The following is an 18,867-nucleotide window of genomic DNA, read 5'->3' as shown; positions in this document are numbered from 1 at the left end:
CGGCGGAGAGCGCTCCAGCCCGACGCGCTGCGTTCTCCGATCGTATGACGAGGTCCAGCTAGTGCTCTGACGCCGACAAAGCGTACACAAGGCAGCGCCGTTTTCGCATCGATAGCAGCAAGTTAACGGACAGGCACGTGGTGCGTTCGTTGGCGTCTGTGCACTAGCGGCCGTTCCGGGCGATCCACGCCCCCGCCCAAGATCGCCGGAAGACCCCGTTATGATCCAGTTCACCGTCCATACTACCGACCTCTGCTCCGGAGCTTCGAAGGTGGTGCTCGCCGACGTCGAACAGGCGCTCGGCTTCGTGCCGCGTGCGCTGAACTATGGGCGCCCGGATCGGAGGGGGGACTGCTCGTGAACACGCCGGCGATCATCGCCCTTTTGGCACAAGGCCGGGATAGCCAACCAGTCAAGCGGCCGAAGGGACGAGCAGAGTACACCGAATCCGTGGCGTTCCAGACGCGCAACGACGATGAGGCTTGGAAGCCTTGGGCCGAGCCGAACCGCGAGCACCATGACTTGACACTTCGGTTCTGCACATTCGACTGCGACATTTTGCAAGACGATAATTATCAATTTCATACTCAAAAATCACTAAGTAGCATTTACTTGGTGTGTCTAGATGAACACCCGCGGCTTCCGATCGGCGGATTTCGCACCCTGAATATCTACGTACCTGAACCGTCGCTTGGCGATATAGTCGAGTCCGGGGATTCAGTTTCGTCTGCTGCGCCAACAGGATCGATTGACCCCAGAGCCGTTCCTGACTGGCAACTTCGTCGCCTTGAAGTCGAGATGCTGGCTGAAATGCGCATGGCTCGACCTTTATCGCGTCTTCGCATCGATACGTTGGGACTGGAGGTTGCGGTCCATCTTCTTCGGCAGCACTCGTCCATGAACGGCGCAGTCCGTTGGGAATCCCTCGGTCCGCGCCGTAGCCGTTTCGATCCCGCCGTCGGAAGGGCGATCGAGTACATGGAATCGCGTTGGGCCGACGATATCAGGCTGGTGGACGTGGCTCGCGCGGCGCAGCTATCTCCACGCAAGCTCACGACTCTTGTTGCCAAGGCAACGGGTTTGCCTCCCCACCGTTGGCTCATGCGCCGTCGTATCGAACGCGCGTGCGAAATGCTGCTCGATCCGCGCCGCTCGATCACCGAGGTCGCCTTTGCGTGCGGATTCCACTCCTCGCAGCACTTCGCGACCAGGTTTCGCAAGCAGATTGGTTGTACGCCGAGTGCATATCGACGGGAGCGGCTCTCGTGAATTTTTCTGACACTCCACACCGAAGCGACGGCTGCAGCAGGATTCTCAATTTTTTCGGAGAGGACTTTGCATGCACGTCTGGATAAATTCCAGCAACGAGTATTGCATATTGCTTTAGTTAATTTGATACATTAAATAATTACTTTTGTCCCGTGATATATCGATATTGTAATTATGATATACATTAACTAGATATTTTTGTTTTATCAATCGAAGACAATAAATGCCCCCTGCCAATAAATAAGAAAGATGAAACTTACGAGATCACGCGGCGGCAGGTTGTTCGGACCTCTTAGTGAACAGAGCGCCTGGCCCATTCGCTCAGGCTGATGGAGGTGATGCGCGGGGGATCAGTCGACGAGCCCGTTGCAGGCGTCGCAGCAGAGGTCGAGGGCAATGGCGCTAGGATGATGACAACAACCGCGAGCTTCGTCGTGATGTGCCATCCAGCTTGATCGAGCAGCAGCGTGGCCTCAGCGGGCAAGGACTGGGTAACCTTTGACGTACAGCCAGTCGGTGGCTTGCGCCGGGGTGTGGCAGCCCAGACATTCCTGGCGATAGTCGAGCGTCTTGGTCTTGTCCGGGCTCCCTTTGTCGAACCATGCCCAGCCCCACCCGTCACCCCAAAGCGGATTGCCCGGGTAGCTGCCGCGATCGTCTTTCACCATCATGAACCAACCGGCTAGACCGGCGGCCCGACTCACCCGGCCGGTGGTCATGTCCTCGCTCTCGGCGTTGAACACCTCCTTCACCAAGACGGTGCCATTTTTGAACCGGCCGTTGGCTCGATACTCGTCGATCGCGCCCGGAGAGACGTAGACCGTATGCATCTCCTTCGAGCCTGGCACGGTATCGGAGGCGACAGCCCAGGTGCCGAGGAACTGGTAAGCCGCTCGATAGTCGAGAGGTAGACGCATGGTGCCGGCGACGTCGACCAGCCCAACCGACGCCCTCGGGGTTTCTGCAACGTTCGCGGACCGTACCTGTTGGGCGAGCAAGCCTGTCGCCGCGGCGAGCGTCGCTCCGCAGGTTAGAAGAAGAGTAGCCGAGGGAAGACGGCGACGGAACATATGATCCTCCACTGACAACGCCGAGCGCTTGGGCCCCTAGTTCTTGCCGACGCGCTCCAGCAAGCCACGCAGCACCGGGTAGTGCTGAATGAATACGAAATCCCGGCCGGCGTTTGCAGCATGGCAGGCATTGCAGGTCTCGACGGCCTTTACCTCGGTCGCCGAGGCGTATTGTGCCTCGGGCACGTGACCGAAGGAGAAGTAGGCCCATTGACCCGGTTCGTTCGCGAAGCGACGCGAGTCCTTCACAGCCGCCTCGAGACCGGCATACTCTGCCATGAAATAGCCTTTGCCGCTCGATTCCGTGATCGCGCCGTTTGCCGGGTCCGTCGTGCTGTTGATCTGCTGGCGCACGAGCTCCTTGACGATCACAGTACCTTCGCGGAACTCTCCCGTCCGTTTGAAGTGCTCCCAAGCAGTCGGCTCGACATAGACGATGTGAAACTCCGGGAATGGCGCCTCCGGTAGGTTGAGCCGGTTCGGCGTCAGCGGCGTGCCGATGAACGGCCACTCGCGCCAGCCGATCGGGCGCACCAGCCGGCCGTCCGGCAGGTACTCGGCGACGTACGGGGTCCGCCTGCCGTCGACCGTGTACGGCTGGGCCGGCGGACGACCGGATTCGGCCGCGGCCGCAGCCCGCTCCTGCGGCTGGTTCTGCCGGGCTGCGCCGCTTTGCTGCGGGGGTGGCGTCTGCCTAAGCTGCTCCGGGGTGCGCTCCTGCGACTGGGTCTGTCGGGGCTGCGGTTCGCCGCTCGGCTGGGGCGGCGGTACTTGCCCCGACCGCGCCGTACCGGCCGCGGGCGGCGGCGTGGTCTGCGCCTCGGAGCTCTGGATCCCGCCACAGCCGACCATCAGGGCGACAGCCCCGGCCGTCCGAAGCAGCGTCCAGCGATGACGAGACATGAAGAACATTTTCGGATCCTCCGGATTGCGGCATGGCCCGAACGGCGCGTCAGGGCGAAGCTCGACGGTTCGGCACGCGCGCGTGTTCCTGGCCGGTTGCCGGGCCAGCCCGAGATATGAGGCACACGACCAGCCCTCTGCAAGATCACGCCCGGTTCGCAGGCGACGCGTAAGGGTGCCCGCGCCGACGCGCGATTGCGTTCACGAAAAAGAGGCGACGTTCACGATCCGGAGCATGGGTCAGGTCGACGCGATCCATGCCGCAGCGCAAAGCACAACGGACGCGGTCGGCGGTATCGCGGCGACGATCGCGCAGTCGAGTGGCACGGCGCGCGCCGTCGCCGCTGCCGCCGACGACCAGGATCAGGTCGGCCAGGAGATCGCCCGTGCCATCGCGAGTGCGGCCGAGCAGACCATCGCCGGGCGCATCGGGACGATGCGAGCGGCGGCCGCCTCCAACGGGGGTCCGAGCGGGCGCGGTGCGAGCGGACGCCGGGCAGCGAATCAGGGCTCTCACATCCCGCGGAGCGCGATACCAGCCTTTCCTGAACGCGTGCGCACAGCCTGAGCGACGTGCGACGAGGCTGCAGGTTCATATGCGGCCCTCGTCCGAACCGGGTTGCGCGCGCGATCGTCAGGCGGCTCGCGCGGCCTGTTCAGTCGCCGCGATCAGCTGCCGCAGATCGGCGACCGGCAGCGGACGGCTGAACAGGTAGCCCTGCATCTCGTCGCAACCCTCATGCTGCAGGTGATCGCGCTGCGCCGCGGTCTCGACACCTTCGGCCACTGTCGTGATGCCCAGATCGGCACCGAGTCCGGCCACCGCCCGCACGATCGCCGCGCAGTGGCGGTTGACACCGAGCTCGCGCACAAAGGACTGATCGATCTTGATCTTGTCGAAGGGAAACGTCCGGAGATAGCTCAAGGAGGAGTAGCCCGTCCCGAAATCGTCCATGGCGATGCGCACGCCGAGGTTGCGCAGCCGGTGTAGGACCGCCAGGTTGGCGTCGCTGTCGGCGAGCAGCACCGACTCCGTGATCTCCAGCTCCAGTCGGCTGGGATCGAGCCCGGCGTTCGCCAGGGCCGACACGACGGCCGGGACGAGGCTCTGCTGACGGAACTGCACGGGCGAGAGATTGACCGCGACCTTGATCTCGCCCGGCCAGGTTGCCGCCTCCCGGCACGCTTCGCGCAGGACCCATTCGCCGATCGGCGCGATCAGGCCGGTCTCCTCGGCGATCGGGATGAACTCGGCCGGCGAGACGAAGCCACGCTCGGGATGGCGCCAGCGCAGCAGCGCCTCGCAGGCGTTGATGCGGTTCTCCCGCAGGTTCAGGAGCGGCTGGTAGAACAGCTCCAAGGCGCCGGTGTTCAGCGCCTCGCGCAGCTCGCGCTCCAGCGTACGACGCGCCTGGATGCGGGCGTTCATCTCCGGCTCGAAGAACCGGAACGTGCCGCGTCGCTCCGCTTTGGCCTGATACAGCGCGAGGTCGGCGTTGTTGAGCAGAAGGTCCGGCGTGGTCCCGTCGCCCGGCAGCATCGCGATACCGAGGCTCGCTCCGATCACCACCTTCTGACCGATGATGGAGAACGGCTGCGCCAAGCACTCGACCAGGCGCGCGGCGAGCTGGCCCGCAGCTTCAGGCGACGGCGCGCTCGCCTGCAGGATGGCGAACTCGTCACCGCCGAAGCGGGCGACCAAGTCCTCCTCGCGCACGCAGTGCCGGAGGCGATCCGCCACCGCGCGCAGCAGCGCGTCGCCGGCTGCGTGTCCCAGCGTGTCGTTGACTGCCTTGAACCCGTCGAGATCGAGGCAGAGCACGGCCGCCGGCTCGGCATGACGATGCTGTCGCTCGAGCGCGTCGCTCAGACGTTCGCGGAAGCAGGCACGGTTCGGCAGGTCGGTGAGCGGGTCGTGGTGTGCCATGTGAGCGATCCGCGCCTCAACGGCGCGGCGCTCCGTCACGTCCTCGGCGATCCCGAGCAGGTACTGCGGTCGCCCTTCCTCGTCGCTCACGGCGAGCTTCTTGACGTGCAGGAGGCGCGTACCGTTGCCGCGCGTCTCGAATTGACGCTCCTCGACGATCGCGTCCCGACCGCTGGCGCGAAACAGCGCCGCGTCCTGATCCAGCACGGCCCGGGCCGTCGTGTGCTGAAACAGAGCATGCGACGGCCCTCCGATCAGTTCGTCGCGCGGCACGCCGAGCAGGGCCTCGCAGGCACGGTTGACGAGCAGGAGGCGGTGATCAACCGCATCCTGCACGTAGAGCATCGCGGGGATGTTCTCGATCACCGTGTCGAGGAAGCTGCGCGTGCGGCGCAGTTCCGCCTCGGCGAGCTGGCGCTCGGTGACGTCGATGCTCGCAGCGAGCACGGCCGGCCGGCCCCGCAGCATGAGCGGACGCACGTAAGGCAGGATCTGGATCACCGATCCATCCGCCTTGCAATGACGCCAGATCCGCTCGCCATCGTAGGGCTTCGTCCGGTTCGCGAAGACGATCTGCAGTTCGGCACGGTCCGCCTCCGGTCGGATGTCGTGGGCTGTCATCGCCAGGAAGCGGTCGCGGCTGTAGCCGTAGTGCTCGACGGCGGCGGTGTTGACGTCGAGGAAGCGCAAGGATCCGGCGTCCAAGACCCACATCGGAACCGGGTTGGCCTCGAACAACATCCGGAAGGAGGCTTCGCGGGTGCGCAGCTCCGTGATGTCGACGAGGGTGACTACGAGCAGGTCGCCGAGTGGGGCTACGGCGATCTTGAGGTAGGATTCCGCATCGTCCCCGATGAATTCCAGCTCGAAATTGTCGCTTCCGCCGTTCTCGACGACACGGAACAGGCGAGCTGTGATCTCCTGCGCGTGATGACCCATGTAGACTTCGGAAAGATGCTGCCACAACAGGCTGTCCAACGACCGGCGCATCAGCTGCGCGGCGCCGGCGTTCAGGGTGACGATCTGCAGATCACACAGCTGTCCGTCCGCGTCGCGCACGGGCGCGAGGGCGAGAACCCCTTCCCGGGTCGACTGGTAGACTTGTTCGATGAGACTGGATCGGGTCTGGGGTTCGCTGACGTGGACGAGGGCGACCGGGAAGCCCCAGTGCGTGTGCAGGGGCAACGCGAGGATCTCGTGAACCTCGACGATGCCGTTCTCGACGCGGCTTGCAACCTGCCGCTCTGGCTGGCCGGTCCGGAGGGCGCGTCGCACGATTTGATCCAAGAGCCGCGCGCAGTCGCTCCGCTGGTGTCCGGCGGCATGACGGGGCGTCCCTTCGAGCCATGTAGCGACGGCTGATGCCGTTTGCAGGTGGACGAGATCTGGCCCGTCGAGGCGCACCAGCACCGTGCCATCGGCGAAACGACCGAGCGAGCCGAGAGCGATCTCTTCGTAAGGCGGCAACGCCATACCCGGCTTCCGAGCGGCATGCCAACGTTGGCTCAGGATGTGGGCAGCACTGCCCGCGAGTCCAGGCGGTCGTTGCTTGGTCTGAGGCGACATGGCGCGAAGAGCGTTCTGGCGGATGCGGGCGAATGACCGTTGGCCGAATTCGCTAAATATTTCTGAATAACCGATTGGATCGGTGACAAAAACCGCAGCGATAAGCCGGCTAGCGATATCTCTCAAGTCATGCGTGCGTGCGAAAATCCGCACCTGGAGCTCCTGAACACGGGTCTGTTACAGACATTCGACGTTTGAAACCGGAACGCGGAACATGAATCTTGATGATTTACACTCTGGATAGCCGTGCAGTCCTTGCCCGGCCTTCACAGCGTCCGAAAGCTCTTTCCCGCTCGCCCGCCCGGATCGGGACAGCGCGGCCGTCCCGATTTCCGTTCGTCGACGTCAGGCGTGGAAGGTGCATCGATCGTGCACGCCACATTCGGGGCTGCAGATCCAACCGACGGCGCTTTTCGACCGGTGCGAGGAATCGAACGGGCTCTCGATCACCTGCATGACGTTATGTGAAGGCGTCATCGCGCTGTCATGATGCACCTTCGTGATGTCTCCCCGACTTAAAAGCCGGGGCTTCCATGCCCGGACGGGCACGGCGTCTCACATCCGAGACGAGCGATATTCCGCGCGGCATTCTGGTCGCGCTCATGTTCTGATCCGCACTCGCCGCACGTCCACCGCCTGATGCTGAGACCGGCCAGCCCCGTGGGTCCACTGAGGCGCCCACAGAACGAACAGGTCCGTGTCGTGTTGGCTTCGTTCACCTCGGCGTAGGCGACCCCTGCGTGATCGCATTTGTACCGGAGCATGCCGCGTAGCGTAGACCATCCGGCGTCGAGCACGCTCTTCGCCATCCGGGTCTTCGTCATAGCCGAGGCCGACACGTCGCCGACCGTGATCTTGCGGGCGCGATCCACGAGCGCCCGAGAGAATTTGTGAAGCACATCCTTCCGCCGATTGGCGATCTTGGCGTGAATCGATTTGACCTGCCGCTTGCGCCTCTTGCGCTGCGCTTCGGCGAGCTTGGGTTCGAGGCAGCGATAGAACTGCGCCTGCTCAAGTCCTGTGCCGTCCGAGCACTTGGCGACGGACTTGAGCCCGAGATCGACGCCGATGTCATCGCGCCCGCGCCCCTGCGAACGGGGCACCTCGCACACGAGGTTGCAGTACCAACGGCCGCGCGCGTCTTGGCTGAAGTTGCCCGACTTGATCCGCCCCTCGACGGCGCGGTGCAGCCACAGGCGGAAGCGCTGGCCACGCAGGAGCACGGTTGTTCCGTCGAGGGCGATGTCTTGGTTCGTGAACGGCACCCACCCGAGCGCCCGCCTGGGCCCACGGCTCGCACGCCAGCGAAGCTTCGGACGGCGCGCAGCCTTCCGTTTTATGACGTACTGGTTGATCATCTCTTGCACGACCTGCGACGGAAGGCCGAGCAGCTTGCCACTGCCCTTGGTCAGAACGCGAAGCTGCTTCTTGGCCGCCCAGATCGGACCACGCTGTGCCGAGCGCATGCTGATCTCGTTAAAGTAGTTCCAGACCGTATTGACCGCATCGCCGAGCGCGATCAGCCGCTCGTCGCGTCCTTGACGCGGAAGCTGAAGGTCTTCAGAACCGTTTGGTCTGTAAGGGTGGTCACGCCCTTGACATAGGGCATCGAGACGGTTTGGTCTATGGAGCTTCGCACCGGGCGGCACGTCGTCTTCACCCTGCACGCCCACCTAGTGTTCACGACGAAGCGGCGGGGCAAGGTGCTGACCCGTGCGCACCTCGACCGGCTCCAAGCGATCTTCGCCAGCGTGTGTGCGGACTTCGAGGTCGAGTTGCGCGAGTTCAACGGCGAGCGGGACCACGTTCACCTGCTGGTGTTCTATCCGCCGAAGGTTCGGCTCTCGGAACTGGTCAACAGCTTGAAGGGAGTGTCGAGCCGCCTGCTGAAGAAGGAGTTCCCCGAGATCGCCTCGTTCTGGTCTGTCAGGAAGAGCCGAGGCGTGCTGTGGACACCGAGCTACTTCGCCGGGTCGGTGGGCGGCGCCCCGCTCTCGATCCTGAAGCAGTACATCGAGAACCAAGGTCGCTGATCGCGGCTGTCGCCGCGAGCGCGCCTACAACCTCTCCCTGAAAGAAGAGGGATTGGCGCGCGTTCCGCTAAGAGCGAAAGTCGAAACTCTACCCCGACACGTGGGTGAGAGCGTCGATGGCAGCTAGGATCTCGCGCCCTGGGTCCAGATCGGCGAAGGCCCGTGCCATCACACGAGCACGTTCGCGAAACCGCTGCTCCGTGAGCACCCTCTCGACGGCCCAACGCAAGGCGTCCACGGTCGGGCGGTTCGTCGCAAGATTCAAGCCGACGCCCGACCACTCGATCCGGGCTCCGACCTCGGCCTTGTCCTCGGTCAAGCCGGCGGAGACAATCGGAACGCCAGCGGCGAGAGCTTGTGAGACGCTTCCGTAGCCCCCGTTGGTTACCAGGAGATCGATTTTGGGGAGAAGCACGTCGAAAGGCAGAAAGGTGGCGACCCGGCCATTAGCCGGTATTTCACAGTGTATCTCCTCTACGGATCTCCCGCCAGTTGTTGCAACGATGAGAAGATCGTCGCGCCCCTCAAGCGCCTGGAGCGTCGGCTCAAGTAGTTCGCTGAAATCAGCGTTTGCGAGCGTGCCTTGTGTCACTAGGATGATGCTCTTGCCGCTCTCCAGATCCGGCCACCATTCCGGTACCGCGACCGCCATCGGCGTGGTCGGCAGCAGCCCGACAAAACGCAGTCCTGGAGGAAACGTACCGAAATCGTACTCGAACTCGCGGACGCTCGGCTGCAGGAATGCGTCGGGCAGTATCGCGAGCGATTGGGTCAACGAGGCTGGCAAAGGTCGCGCGCCGAGCCGGGCCAGGCGGGCGTCGGTGAGGGCGCGAACCGGTCGGACGAATGAGGCATCGAGACCCACCTTCAATGCGGCGTAGCGAGCACGCTCGATGTCGTCCCGGGCCGGGAGCAGCCCCATGCCGACCGGCGCATCGTCGGGACGGTCGAGGAACAGAAAGCTGATGTTGAGTACGATGATCGGAGGCCGGCACGTCGTCGCATCGAGAAGAAGCGGCAAGATCCCAAGAAACAGGCTGCCTGCCACGATCACATCCGGAGCCTCCGTCCGGATCGTCTCGCGCAGAACCGCGGCTTGCGTCGCCATCGGTTCGATGAAGCGGTGCTCGAATTCGTGCGTCCACCGCACCGGTCCAGGCGGCAGGTGCGGCTCCAGATAGGTCGCCGCACCCCTGTCTTCGTAAGCTGTGAGGCGCAAACCCGAAGATTCGACCTTCTGCCGAAACGAAGGATCGGTCACCACCAAGACGGTGTCGCCGCGCCTGGCCAGCAGTCGTCCCACAGCCAACAGGGGGTTGACGTGGCCCGTAAGGGGGCTGGCTGCAATCAAAACTTTCATGCCGACATCCGGCGCAATCCTCGATCAGGGTTAGTCACATTTATTTCGCGTGTGTCGCTCGGTCCGTTACCAGCGGTTCCGCAAGTATCGGCTGGCGCCTTCGCAATCGGCGTTGCGAAGTTCGGCCAAGGTGATGCGAACTCGCTCCTGCGGGGGAACCAGGAAGCCGCACCGCGTCCGTCGCTGGTCGGACGGCACGTGAAACAAGCCTTGTTCCATCGCATGTCAGGCGATCACCTCGAATGTGGCGCCTCATGCACGTGCGGCCGCCGCGCACGTCGCAACGGTGCCGCTCGCCATAGGACTGCGACCGATCTGAAATTGTCGACACGGGATATGCGGCGCAGCACCTGTTTTGGACGATAACGCACGCCAGTCCGCTTCCATGCCTGCCTTCGATCCGCAAAATCGAGCGGGAAATCGCGAAGATGGTAGGCTCGATGTCGTCGTCGCATGGGCTGCCGGTTCTCCAGGCCAGCGCGCGCTCAATCTTCGCCCGTGACATCCTGTGCGGAGTCGAAGGTCGCGTTGGATCCGGGTTCGATGGCCTTGGCCGCGTCCGCGCATCGACCGCGGTATGCGCTCGGATCGACGCCGTAGGCCGCCTTGAAGGCATGCGAGAAGTAGCTTCGACTGGTGTAGCCCACACTTGCGGCGATGACCTTCACGGGCATGGGCGACGTCGTCAGCAACTGTGCCGCGAGGCGCAGGCGGACCCGGTGCAGGTACTCGATGGGCCCCTCGCCGAAGATGGCGGAGAACCGCTCGGCGAACGCGGACCGGCTCATCCCGCAGAGTGCAGCGAGACTATCGACCGTGTGGGAGGCGCCGGGTGCGTCGAGGACCGCCGCGACGGCGCGCATGAGCCGCGGATCCCGCAGCGCCGCGAAGATTGGCGAACTGGTACCCCGCTCCTTCAGGTGAACCCGCAGCAGAATGGCGAGGCACTGCCTCATCAGCGCGCTCGTCACCTCCTGCGTGCCGAGTCCGGGCTGGACCAACTCCTCGATCATGAAGGCGAAGGCGTGCCGCAGTCGGTCGTTGCCCGACAGGTCCTCGATCAATGCGCCCTGCAGGCGGTCGAAGAGGCCGAGCGCGCCGGCGTAACTGGCCGAGATCGCGCCGCAAGCCACGAGGATGTCGCGACTGCCGTCGCCGGCCGTCAGCGCGACGAGGCCGTCGGGAAGCACCCTGAGCGCATCTCGAGCTGTAACCGTGTGCATGGCCCCGGCGAAACCGAGGGAGTGAGGAACGCCGCGCGGCGGAATCACCATGCTGTTCGGCCCGAAGGCCACGGGCTCCTGGTCGCCGACGACGATAGTCCCGGTGCCTGACAAGACATAATGGACGAGCAGGGCGTCAGCGATGCCCTGCTTCCGCAATCGCCACCCCGATTGAATCTCGCAGAATGCGAAGGCATGAACCCTCACCGTCAAAGTCGATAGTAATTTGACTAATACATGATCTGACATGTGTGCCGACCGAATCAAAGCGCAACGGATTTAAACGATATCGTGCCGGAAGACGAAATGAATTAGGAGTTGTAGCATGATACAACAAACCACACCCGTGAAGCACGCACGCAGCATAAGCCACGCTGGGATGCTCGACGTCCTTCCACGCGATCACGGTTCATGTCCGTGTTGAGAGGCAACCCTGGAACTGCGCCGACGCAGTCCACAGCTGTGCCTCGCCGGCTGCATCCCTGGCCGGTACGGGTCATGCACTGGACGAACGCCGCGGCGATGGTGGTGCTGATCGGGTCCGGCTGGGGCATCTACGACGATTCCGTCATCATCCACGGCATCTATTTCCCCAAGTCGGCCCGGATCGGATCCTGGGCGGCCGAGAGCCTGCTCTGGCACTTCGCCGCCATGTGGGTGCTGGTCGCCAACGGCGCCGCCTATCTCGTCTACGGCGTCGCGACCGGGCGCCTGCGCGAGCGCCTCCTGCCGATCCGTCCGCGCGAAATCGTGCAGACCGTCCGCGACACGTTGCGGCTCAAGCTCGCGCACGAGGACCTCACGACCTACAACGCCGTCCAGAAGATCCTCTACATCGTCGCCATCCTGGCCGGCATCGGCCAGGTCGTCAGCGGCCTGGCCATCTGGAAGCCGGTCCAGTTCTCCGGGCTCGTCGCGCTGCTCGGCGGGTTCCAGGGCGCGCGCCTCGTCCACTTCGCCGGCATGGCGGTGCTGGTCGGCTTCCTCGTCGTTCACGTCGTGCTGTCCCTGCTCGTGCCGCGAACGCTGTGGGCGATGCTGACCGGCGGCCCCGTACGCCGCCCGGCCCTCCCTGCCACGGCGCGGGAGGCGACGCGATGAGGTCGCCGTTCCGCCCCCTCAAGGTGCCGGATCCCGGCATCCTCGACGACCACCGCGCTTTGGTCCGGAGGATCGAGCGTCGCGGCCTCCTGCGGGGCGGCCTGTCGCTCGGCGCGCTCACGATGTTGACCGGCTGCGACGTGACGGACACGAGCGCGGTCGGGCGGGCGCTCCGTGCCATGTCCGACTTCAACGACGGCGTCCAGGCCGCCCTTTTCGATCCCCGAAAGCTCGCGCCCGAGTATCCGGGGTCCCAGGTGCTGAAGCCGCCGCGCTTCAACGCCTACTACGACGTCGAGGACGTCAAGCCGATCGACGGCGACGCGTGGCGGCTGGAACTCGCCGGGTTGATCTCCGACAAGCGGCCCTGGACGCGCCGCCGGATCGCGGAGCTGCCCGAGCGCGAGATCATCATTCGCCACGTCTGCGTCGAGGGCTGGGACTACATCGGGCAGTGGTCGGGCGTACCGCTCCGGGCGTTCCTGGAGCGCGTCGGCGCCGACCTCACCGCCAAGTACGTCGCCTTCAAGACGGCGGACGACTACCCGAGCAGCATCGACATGGCGACCGCGCTGCACCCCCAGACACTGCTCGCGACCAGATACGCCCGCGAAGAATTGCCTGACCCGTATGGATACCCGCTGCGCCTGCGCATGGCGGTCAAGCTCGGCTACAAGAATCCGAAGTGGATCACGGTCATCGAAGTCACCAACACCTACCCCGGCGGATACTGGGAGAGCCGCGGCTTCGGCTGGTTCGCAGGCCTATGAGCGTCCGCGCGATCCGGTGCGCCGTCGGCACCTGCCTGCTCACGCTGGCGCTCTCCGCATCGGCGCAGGCGCAGACGCCGGGCCCCTCCCCGGCCCCCGACCACATGCCGAAGCCCGGCATGACCGCGCCCGAGATGGCGGGTCGCGCGGCGGACCGGTTTCCGCAGCCGGTGCGCGTCGGCGACCTCGCCGGCCGCCTCCTGCTCCGGCCGGAGGAGTCCCAGTCCGTCCTCGGCCGCGTCACGGGGCTCGTGCGCCGCGGCGACGGCGCGGGCGAGATGGCCGTGCGCCTCGACGGTGCGTTGGGGCTGGGCTGGCTAGGCCTGCGAGCGGTCGCCTGGAGCGGATTCGGGTCCCGGCTCGTGGCCGTGCCGGTGGAGGCGGTGGCGCTCCTGGGCGAGCACGTCGCCCTCATGGGCCTGACGCCCGAGCGCCTGCGCGCGCTGCCGACCTTCACGCCCGGTTCCGCCACCGAGATACCGCCGGACGAGACGATCCGCCTCGGGATCGTCCGCCCCTTCCATTGACCACGCGGGAGCCTTCTACATGGCACGAGGACCGACCTCCGGACCGGCCCCCACCTGCGCGATCGGGGTGATGGCGAAAGCGCCGCGAAGCGGGCGCTCCAAGACGCGGCTGTGCCCGCCGCTGACCCTCGACGACGCAGCGGCTCTGAGCGCCGCCTTCCTGCGCGACACGACCGCCAACATCCAAGAGGCGGCCCGCGCCGCGCCGATTGCCGCCTACGCGGCTTTCGCGCCGCCGGGCGCGGAGGCTCTGGTGATCCCCCATCTTGCGCGGGGAACCGACCTCGTCCTGGCGGATGGAAGCGTCACAACCGCGGCGCAGGTCGAGGGCTTCGGCCGTTGCCTGCTGCAGGCCGTCCAGGGCATGCTGGCGCACGGTCACGCGGCGGCCTGCGTGCTGAGCTCCGACATCCCGACCCTGCCGACGCGGCTCCTGATCCAGGCGGCCCGGATCCTGCTCGAACCGGGCGAGCGGGGCGTGTTCGGCGCCTGCGACGACGGCGGCTACTACATCCTCGGCCTCAAGCAGGCCCATGCCCGCCTGTTCGCCGACATCGCCTGGAGCACCGACACCGTCGCCGAAGCGACCCGCGCCCGGGCGCGCGAGATCGGCCTCGATCTCGTCGAGCTGGAGCCCTGGTACGACGTCGACGACGCGGCCTCGCTCGCGCGGCTCGCCGCCGACAGGACCGGCTACGCGGCCCCGGCGACGCGCTCGGTCCTGGCGCGGCTCGCGCGCGCGTCGGAGTTGGTGCCGGCATGATCCGGCTTCTCGCCAGCCCCGCTCATCGGCTCGCGGCCCTCGGCCTCCTGCTTCTGGCCGTCACTGTCGGCGCGCTGGCGATCCAGGTGCCGGGCGCCGACACCGTCGGCGCGGCGCCCCAATCCAACGCCTTCATCGGCGTGGTCGCGGTCGGCCTCGCGGTCTACCTCCTCGCCGTGCGCCTCGTGTTGCGGGAGCGGCTGCCGCGCGCGGCCCTATGGACGATCCTCGGCATCGCCGTGCTGCTGCGGGCCGCTTTGCTGCCGGCGCTGCCGTTCCTGTCGACCGACATCTACCGCTACGTCTGGGACGGGCAGGTCCAGGCCGCCGGAATCAACCCCTACCGCTACATCCCGGCCGACCCCGCCCTCGAGCGGCTGCGCGACCCGGCGGTCTACCCGCTGATCAACCGCAAGGACTACGCTCGTACGATTTACCCGCCCGCGGCGCAGCTGGTCTTCGCCGCCGTCGGGCAGGTATCGCACAGCGTCACCGGGATGAAGCTGGCGATGTTGGGTTTCGAGGCCCTGGGCATGCTGGCCATGCTCGCGGTTCTGCGCGGCGCCGGCTTGCCTTCGGCCCGCATCCTGATCTACGCCTGGAATCCGCTGGCCCTGTGGTCCTTCGCGCGCGACGGGCACGTCGATGCCGTGGCGATCGGCCTCCTCGGCATCGCGTTGCTGGCCCGCACCCGTCGTCGGTACGGGCTCGCGGGCGCGCTCCTGGGCGCGGCGACGCTGGTGAAGGTTCTGCCTGTCGCGGTCGCGCCCGCCTTCGTCCGTGGAGGCCGGCTGTGGCGGCCTATGCTCGCCGGGGTGGCCGTGATCGCCGTCCTGTACCTGCCCTACCTCGCTGCCGGCCCGAACGTGTTCGGTTTCGCCGGCGGCTACGGGGCCGAGGAGGGCTACGACACCGGCGTGGGCTACTGGCTGCTCGCCGGTCTCGGGCATCTCGGGCTCAGCCCCCCGAGCCTGCTGCGGACCTACCTGGTCTGCGCCGGACTGACGCTCGCCGCCCTCGCGCTCCGGATCGCCTTCGGCCCGAACCGGCAGACCGCGCCCGACGCGGTCGCGCTGTGCCGCGATGCCGGGCTCCTCGCAGCCCTCACCACCTGCGCGGCGAGCCCACACTACGCTTGGTACTATCCCTGGCTGGCGCTGCCCGCGGTGGTCGCGCCGGCCCCGGCCCTGATCTGGCTCGGCTCGGCGCCGATCCTGTTCCTGATCGACCCGTTCGACGACCGCTTCCTGTGGCCGTCGCTGGTCTTCGTCCCGGCCCTCTTCCTAGCCGCCCGCTCCCTGCGGCAGGCCTGCACCGCACCCCTCTCCGCTCTCCCGGAAGGAACCGCACCATGACGGCCTCAGCCGCAGTGAAGGACCCGCGCCGCTACTTCGAGGCGGTCGGCCCCGACCGCGCCTCCGAGGCCTTGGCGCCGCCGGTCTGCCTCTATCTGGAGGTCACGAACCGCTGCAACCTGCTGTGCGAGACCTGCCCGCGCACCTTCGAGACCCTGGAGCCCCCGGCCGACATGAGCTGGGCGCTGTTCAGCCGGATCGTCGACCAGGTTCCGGACGTCGCCCGGGTCGTGCTCCACGGGGTCGGCGAGCCGATGCTGGTGAAGGACCTGCCGCGGATGGTCCGCTACCTCAAGGACCGCGGCACCTACGTCCTGTTCAACACCAACGGCACCCTGATGCAGCCGAGGCGCTTTCAGGAGCTGATCGATACCGGGCTCGACGAGCTGCGCGTCTCCCTCGATGCCGCCGACCGGGCCTCGTACCGCCGGGTGCGGGGCAAGGACTTCTTCGACCGCATCGTGCGCGACGTCGGCAAGTTCGTCGCGTTCCAGAAGGCGACCGGCGCCGCGACCCCCCGGGTCTCGCTCTGGCTCACGGGCCTCAAGGAGACCGTGGACCAGCTCCCGACCTTCGTGCGGCTCGCCGCCGAGATGGGCGTGACCGAGGTGCACCTGCAGCGCCTCGTCTTCGACGAGGCCGGGTACGGTATGGCCCGCGCCGACCTGTCGCTGTTCGAGAGCACCCAGGCGGCGGAGGCCGCCGCCATCGCCGAGGCCGAGGCCATCGGCCGTTCGCTAGGGGTGACGCTCGACGCCTCGGGCGCGACCGAGCCCGGAATCAGCCTGAAGCGTCAGGAGGACCGCGCCTGGGCCACCTGTCGGCGACCCTGGTCCCTGATGTACGTCACCGCCCACGGTCGGGCGCTGCCCTGCTGCATCGCGCCGTTCTCGGTGCGCGGCTATTCCAACTACACGCTGGGCGACGCCACGCAGGCCACGCTCCGGGAGATCTGGAACGGCGCGGCCTATCGCGACTTCCGGACGTCGCTCCTCTCCGACGTGCCGCCCGCCCCGTGCCGGAACTGCGGCCTGCGCTGGAGTCTCTGAGCGATGCATCCGGTCAGCATCGTCATCCCGACCCTGAACGAGGCCGAAGCGATCGGCGCGGTGATCCGCGAGATCCCGCCGGCCTACGCGGCGGACGTCGTCGTCGCCGACAGCGGCTCGACCGACGGGACGCAGGACGTCGCCCGGGCCGCGGGCGCCCGGGTGATCGAGGCCGGACGCGGCTACGGCCGGGCCTGCGCGCTCGGGGCGGCCGCGGCCGATCCGGCCTCGCGCGTGATCGTCTATCTCGACGGCGACGGCGCGGATCGCGGCGACCTGATCGACCGGATCGCCGGGCCGGTGCTCGCCGGCCGCCACGACCTCGTCCTCGCCTCGCGCACGCTGGGCAGCCGCGAGCCCGGATCGATGCTCTGGCACCAAGTGCTCGCCGGCCGGCTCGCCGGCCTCGGCATCGGCCTACGCTACGGCGTCCGATACACCGACATGTGCGCCTACCGCGCCATCGACCGCGCCGTGCTGCGGGCCCTCGCCCTGCGCGAGCCGACCTACGGCTGGAACATCGAGATGCAGATGCAGGCCGCGCGAGCCGGCCTGCGCATCCGCGAGGTGCCTATGCCCTACCGGCGCCGGTTGGGCGGATCCTCGAAGGTCGCGGGTTCGCTCGGTGGGACGATGCGGGCCGCCGCTCGGATCGGCGCGACCTACCTGCGCGTCGCCGCCGGCTCGGAGCGGCGCGCGTGAGGCCGGCGATGGCGCTCAAGGACGACGCTGCACCGGGCCTTTGGGCCGGCGCCCGGACGGAGGCGCCCGGCCCCGATACGGACCACGGGATCGCGCCCGCAGGGTCGTTCGCGCTGGCGGCGTACCTGGATCGCTGGTCGGCCTGCGCGCATCACGACCTCGCCGCCTCGGACTCGGAGCCGCTGTCGCTCGCCGCCTTGCTGCGCCTTGCCGGCCCGGAGGATCGTCCGCGCTGGCGGAGGGCCGACCTCGGCTACGCCGACCCGCGCGGCGCCTCCTGGCTGCGCGCCACGATCGCCGGCTGCTACCGCCGGCTCGCTGCCGACGACGTGCTGGTCAGCGCAGGGGCGCAGGAAGCAGTGGCCTGCGTGCTGAGTGCGCTGCTCGGTCCGGCCGATCACGCGGTGGTGGTGGTGCCGATCTACCAACCCTCGGAGCTCGTCGTGTCGCGGCTGTGCGCGGCCGATGGCGTCGCCCTCCGACCGGAACCGGCCTGGACCCTCGATCTCGACGGGCTGGTCGCCGCCATCCGGCCGAACACGCGGCTGGTGCTGATGAATTTTCCCAACAGCCCGACCGGCGCGTCGCTGGATCGAACGACTCTGGAGAGGCTGGTCGACCTCTGTCGCCGACACGGGCTCTGGCTCGTCAACGACGAGGTCTATCGCCAGACGGACCTCGACCCGGGCCGAGCCGTCCCACCCGTCGTCGACGTGTACGAGCGCGGGATCTCCATCAACGGGTTGTCGAAGGGCTTCGGGCTTCCGGGCCTGCGCGTCGGCTGGGCCGCCTGTCGCGACCGCGGGGCGCTCGACCGCGTCCTCGCGGTCAAGAGCCTGCTGTCGAGCTGCCTCGCCGGACCGAGCGAGATCCTGGCGCAGGTCGCGCTGCGGGCCGAGCAGCGCCTGACCGGCCGCGCCCGCGCGATCGGGCGGCGCAACCACCACCGTCTGCGTGCTCTGCTCGATCGCTACCCGAACCTGTTCGATCCGGAAGAACCGACGAATCTCGCCTTCGCCTGCCCCCGCTTCCGTGGGCGAGAGGGTGCGACCGAGTTCTCGAAGGCTCTCGCGTCCGAGGACGGCGTCCTCGTGCTGCCCTCCGCGTTGTGGCACTCGGCGCTGGCGCCGGTCCCCACGGACCGCCTGCGCCTCGGCCTCGGTCGCGTCGGCAGCGGCGCGGCGCTCGGGATCCTCGGGGATCATCTGCAGCGGCGCGCCGGCCGATGAGTGCCGAGATCGGACGCGAC

At 66.9% G+C, this 18,867-nt stretch carries 18 protein-coding genes; 12 read left to right on the top strand and 6 right to left on the bottom strand.

Going from position 1 to position 18,867, the window contains the following annotated elements; genetic code table 11:
• The first annotated feature begins 220 nt into the window (after positions 1 to 220).
• Entirely contained in the window at positions 221 to 361 is a 141-nt protein-coding gene (locus ME121_RS33255; RefSeq protein WP_158713259.1) for a hypothetical protein, read from the top strand.
• Complete coding sequence (locus tag ME121_RS33250) at positions 358 to 1,269, top strand: helix-turn-helix domain-containing protein (protein WP_139239449.1); 912 nt, start codon at positions 358 to 360, stop codon at positions 1,267 to 1,269. Before ME121_RS33255 ends, ME121_RS33250 begins: the two co-directional genes overlap by 4 nt.
• Before the next feature lie 473 nt (positions 1,270 to 1,742).
• Here the strand turns inward: ME121_RS33250 and ME121_RS04815 are convergent, their stop codons facing one another.
• A complete protein-coding gene (locus ME121_RS04815) occupies positions 1,743 to 2,339 on the bottom strand; it encodes a cytochrome P460 family protein (protein ID WP_051975887.1) in 597 nt (198 codons plus the stop codon).
• Between the two features lie 36 nt (positions 2,340 to 2,375).
• Positions 2,376 to 3,251, bottom strand: a complete 876-nt coding sequence (locus ME121_RS04810; RefSeq protein ID WP_051975888.1) for a cytochrome P460 family protein — start codon at positions 3,249 to 3,251, stop codon at positions 2,376 to 2,378.
• 226 nt (positions 3,252 to 3,477) lie between these two features.
• On the opposite strand from ME121_RS04810, the gene ME121_RS04805 reads away from it, so the two are divergent.
• Complete coding sequence (locus ME121_RS04805; protein WP_043378319.1) at positions 3,478 to 3,810, top strand: hypothetical protein; 333 nt, start codon at positions 3,478 to 3,480, stop codon at positions 3,808 to 3,810.
• Between the two features lie 66 nt (positions 3,811 to 3,876).
• On the opposite strand, the gene ME121_RS04800 is transcribed toward ME121_RS04805, so the two are convergent.
• Together ME121_RS04800 and ME121_RS04790 are read right to left on the bottom strand one after the other, a co-directional pair.
• The gene (locus ME121_RS04800; protein WP_051975889.1) at positions 3,877 to 6,642 is read right to left on the bottom strand and encodes a sensor domain-containing protein; all 2,766 of its coding nucleotides are present in this window, start codon (positions 6,640 to 6,642) and stop codon (positions 3,877 to 3,879) included.
• Positions 6,643 to 7,250: 608 nt separating this feature from the next.
• The gene (locus ME121_RS04790) at positions 7,251 to 8,384 is read right to left on the bottom strand and encodes an RNA-guided endonuclease InsQ/TnpB family protein (RefSeq protein WP_230365910.1); all 1,134 of its coding nucleotides are present in this window, start codon (positions 8,382 to 8,384) and stop codon (positions 7,251 to 7,253) included.
• On the opposite strand from ME121_RS04790, the gene tnpA reads away from it, so the two are divergent.
• Positions 8,361 to 8,768 (top strand): IS200/IS605 family transposase, encoded by a 408-nt coding sequence (gene tnpA / locus ME121_RS04785; RefSeq protein ID WP_043378321.1) that lies wholly within the window; start codon positions 8,361 to 8,363, stop codon positions 8,766 to 8,768. The genes ME121_RS04790 and tnpA overlap by 24 nt on opposite strands.
• 88 nt (positions 8,769 to 8,856) lie before the next feature.
• Here the strand turns inward: tnpA and ME121_RS04780 are convergent, their stop codons facing one another.
• Together ME121_RS04780 and ME121_RS04775 are read right to left on the bottom strand one after the other, a co-directional pair.
• Positions 8,857 to 10,128 carry a glycosyltransferase gene (locus ME121_RS04780; protein WP_043378323.1) on the bottom strand — a complete coding sequence of 424 codons (1,272 nt, stop codon included), beginning with the start codon at positions 10,126 to 10,128 and terminating at the stop codon, positions 8,857 to 8,859.
• A 485-nt stretch (positions 10,129 to 10,613) separates the two neighbouring features.
• Positions 10,614 to 11,600, bottom strand: a complete 987-nt coding sequence (locus ME121_RS04775; protein WP_043378325.1) for an AraC family transcriptional regulator — start codon at positions 11,598 to 11,600, stop codon at positions 10,614 to 10,616.
• A 162-nt stretch (positions 11,601 to 11,762) separates the two neighbouring features.
• Between ME121_RS04775 and ME121_RS04770 the strand changes: the two genes are divergently transcribed.
• Genes ME121_RS04770 through ME121_RS04735 form a run of 8 tightly spaced genes read left to right on the top strand, consistent with a single transcriptional unit; the run spans position 11,763 to position 18,847 of the window.
• Positions 11,763 to 12,452: a cytochrome b/b6 domain-containing protein gene (locus ME121_RS04770; RefSeq protein ID WP_051975891.1), complete on the top strand. Its 690-nt coding sequence runs from the start codon at positions 11,763 to 11,765 to the stop codon at positions 12,450 to 12,452.
• Entirely contained in the window at positions 12,449 to 13,222 is a 774-nt protein-coding gene (locus tag ME121_RS04765; protein WP_043378328.1) for a molybdopterin-dependent oxidoreductase, read from the top strand. The genes ME121_RS04770 and ME121_RS04765 overlap by 4 nt, the downstream gene beginning before the upstream one ends.
• Positions 13,219 to 13,749: a hypothetical protein gene (locus ME121_RS04760; protein WP_043378331.1), complete on the top strand. Its 531-nt coding sequence runs from the start codon at positions 13,219 to 13,221 to the stop codon at positions 13,747 to 13,749. The genes ME121_RS04765 and ME121_RS04760 overlap by 4 nt, the downstream gene beginning before the upstream one ends.
• Positions 13,750 to 13,768: 19 nt before the next feature.
• Positions 13,769 to 14,512, top strand: coding sequence for a TIGR04282 family arsenosugar biosynthesis glycosyltransferase (locus ME121_RS04755; RefSeq protein WP_043378332.1), 744 nt, complete (start codon positions 13,769 to 13,771; stop codon positions 14,510 to 14,512).
• Entirely contained in the window at positions 14,509 to 15,867 is a 1,359-nt protein-coding gene (locus ME121_RS04750; protein WP_043378335.1) for an MptA/MptB family glycosyltransferase, read from the top strand. The genes ME121_RS04755 and ME121_RS04750 overlap by 4 nt, the downstream gene beginning before the upstream one ends.
• On the top strand, positions 15,864 to 16,916 hold the full coding sequence (locus tag ME121_RS04745; RefSeq protein ID WP_043378338.1) for a radical SAM protein: 1,053 nt from the start codon (positions 15,864 to 15,866) through the stop codon (positions 16,914 to 16,916). The genes ME121_RS04750 and ME121_RS04745 overlap by 4 nt, the downstream gene beginning before the upstream one ends.
• 3 nt (positions 16,917 to 16,919) lie before the next feature.
• Complete coding sequence (locus tag ME121_RS04740) at positions 16,920 to 17,618, top strand: glycosyltransferase family 2 protein (RefSeq protein WP_043378343.1); 699 nt, start codon at positions 16,920 to 16,922, stop codon at positions 17,616 to 17,618.
• Positions 17,615 to 18,847, top strand: coding sequence for a pyridoxal phosphate-dependent aminotransferase (locus tag ME121_RS04735; RefSeq protein WP_491892820.1), 1,233 nt, complete (start codon positions 17,615 to 17,617; stop codon positions 18,845 to 18,847). The genes ME121_RS04740 and ME121_RS04735 overlap by 4 nt, the downstream gene beginning before the upstream one ends.
• Positions 18,848 to 18,867: the final 20 nt, after the last annotated feature.

It is taken from the genome of Methylobacterium sp. ME121 (genome assembly GCF_000974725.1).
Taxonomy (GTDB): domain Bacteria; phylum Pseudomonadota; class Alphaproteobacteria; order Rhizobiales; family Beijerinckiaceae; genus Methylobacterium; species Methylobacterium radiotolerans.
This window is presented reverse-complemented; position numbering and strand designations above follow the sequence as displayed.

Bases quoted from the DNA above. Each gene is read 5' to 3' on its own strand.
- ME121_RS33255 (WP_158713259.1), top strand. From the start codon at position 221: ATGATCCAGTTCACCGTCCATACTACCGACCTCTGCTCCGGAGCTTCG.
- ME121_RS04815 (WP_051975887.1), bottom strand. From the start codon at position 2,339: ATGTTCCGTCGCCGTCTTCCCTCGGCTACTCTTCTTCTAACCTGCGGA.
- ME121_RS04810 (WP_051975888.1), bottom strand. From the start codon at position 3,251: ATGTTCTTCATGTCTCGTCATCGCTGGACGCTGCTTCGGACGGCCGGG.
- ME121_RS04805 (WP_043378319.1), top strand. From the start codon at position 3,478: ATGGGTCAGGTCGACGCGATCCATGCCGCAGCGCAAAGCACAACGGAC.
- ME121_RS04800 (WP_051975889.1), bottom strand. From the start codon at position 6,642: ATGGCGTTGCCGCCTTACGAAGAGATCGCTCTCGGCTCGCTCGGTCGT.
- tnpA (WP_043378321.1), top strand. From the start codon at position 8,361: ATGGAGCTTCGCACCGGGCGGCACGTCGTCTTCACCCTGCACGCCCAC.
- ME121_RS04780 (WP_043378323.1), bottom strand. From the start codon at position 10,128: ATGAAAGTTTTGATTGCAGCCAGCCCCCTTACGGGCCACGTCAACCCC.
- ME121_RS04775 (WP_043378325.1), bottom strand. From the start codon at position 11,600: ATGTCAGATCATGTATTAGTCAAATTACTATCGACTTTGACGGTGAGG.
- ME121_RS04770 (WP_051975891.1), top strand. From the start codon at position 11,763: ATGTCCGTGTTGAGAGGCAACCCTGGAACTGCGCCGACGCAGTCCACA.
- ME121_RS04765 (WP_043378328.1), top strand. From the start codon at position 12,449: ATGAGGTCGCCGTTCCGCCCCCTCAAGGTGCCGGATCCCGGCATCCTC.
- ME121_RS04760 (WP_043378331.1), top strand. From the start codon at position 13,219: ATGAGCGTCCGCGCGATCCGGTGCGCCGTCGGCACCTGCCTGCTCACG.
- ME121_RS04755 (WP_043378332.1), top strand. From the start codon at position 13,769: ATGGCACGAGGACCGACCTCCGGACCGGCCCCCACCTGCGCGATCGGG.
- ME121_RS04750 (WP_043378335.1), top strand. From the start codon at position 14,509: ATGATCCGGCTTCTCGCCAGCCCCGCTCATCGGCTCGCGGCCCTCGGC.
- ME121_RS04745 (WP_043378338.1), top strand. From the start codon at position 15,864: ATGACGGCCTCAGCCGCAGTGAAGGACCCGCGCCGCTACTTCGAGGCG.
- ME121_RS04740 (WP_043378343.1), top strand. From the start codon at position 16,920: ATGCATCCGGTCAGCATCGTCATCCCGACCCTGAACGAGGCCGAAGCG.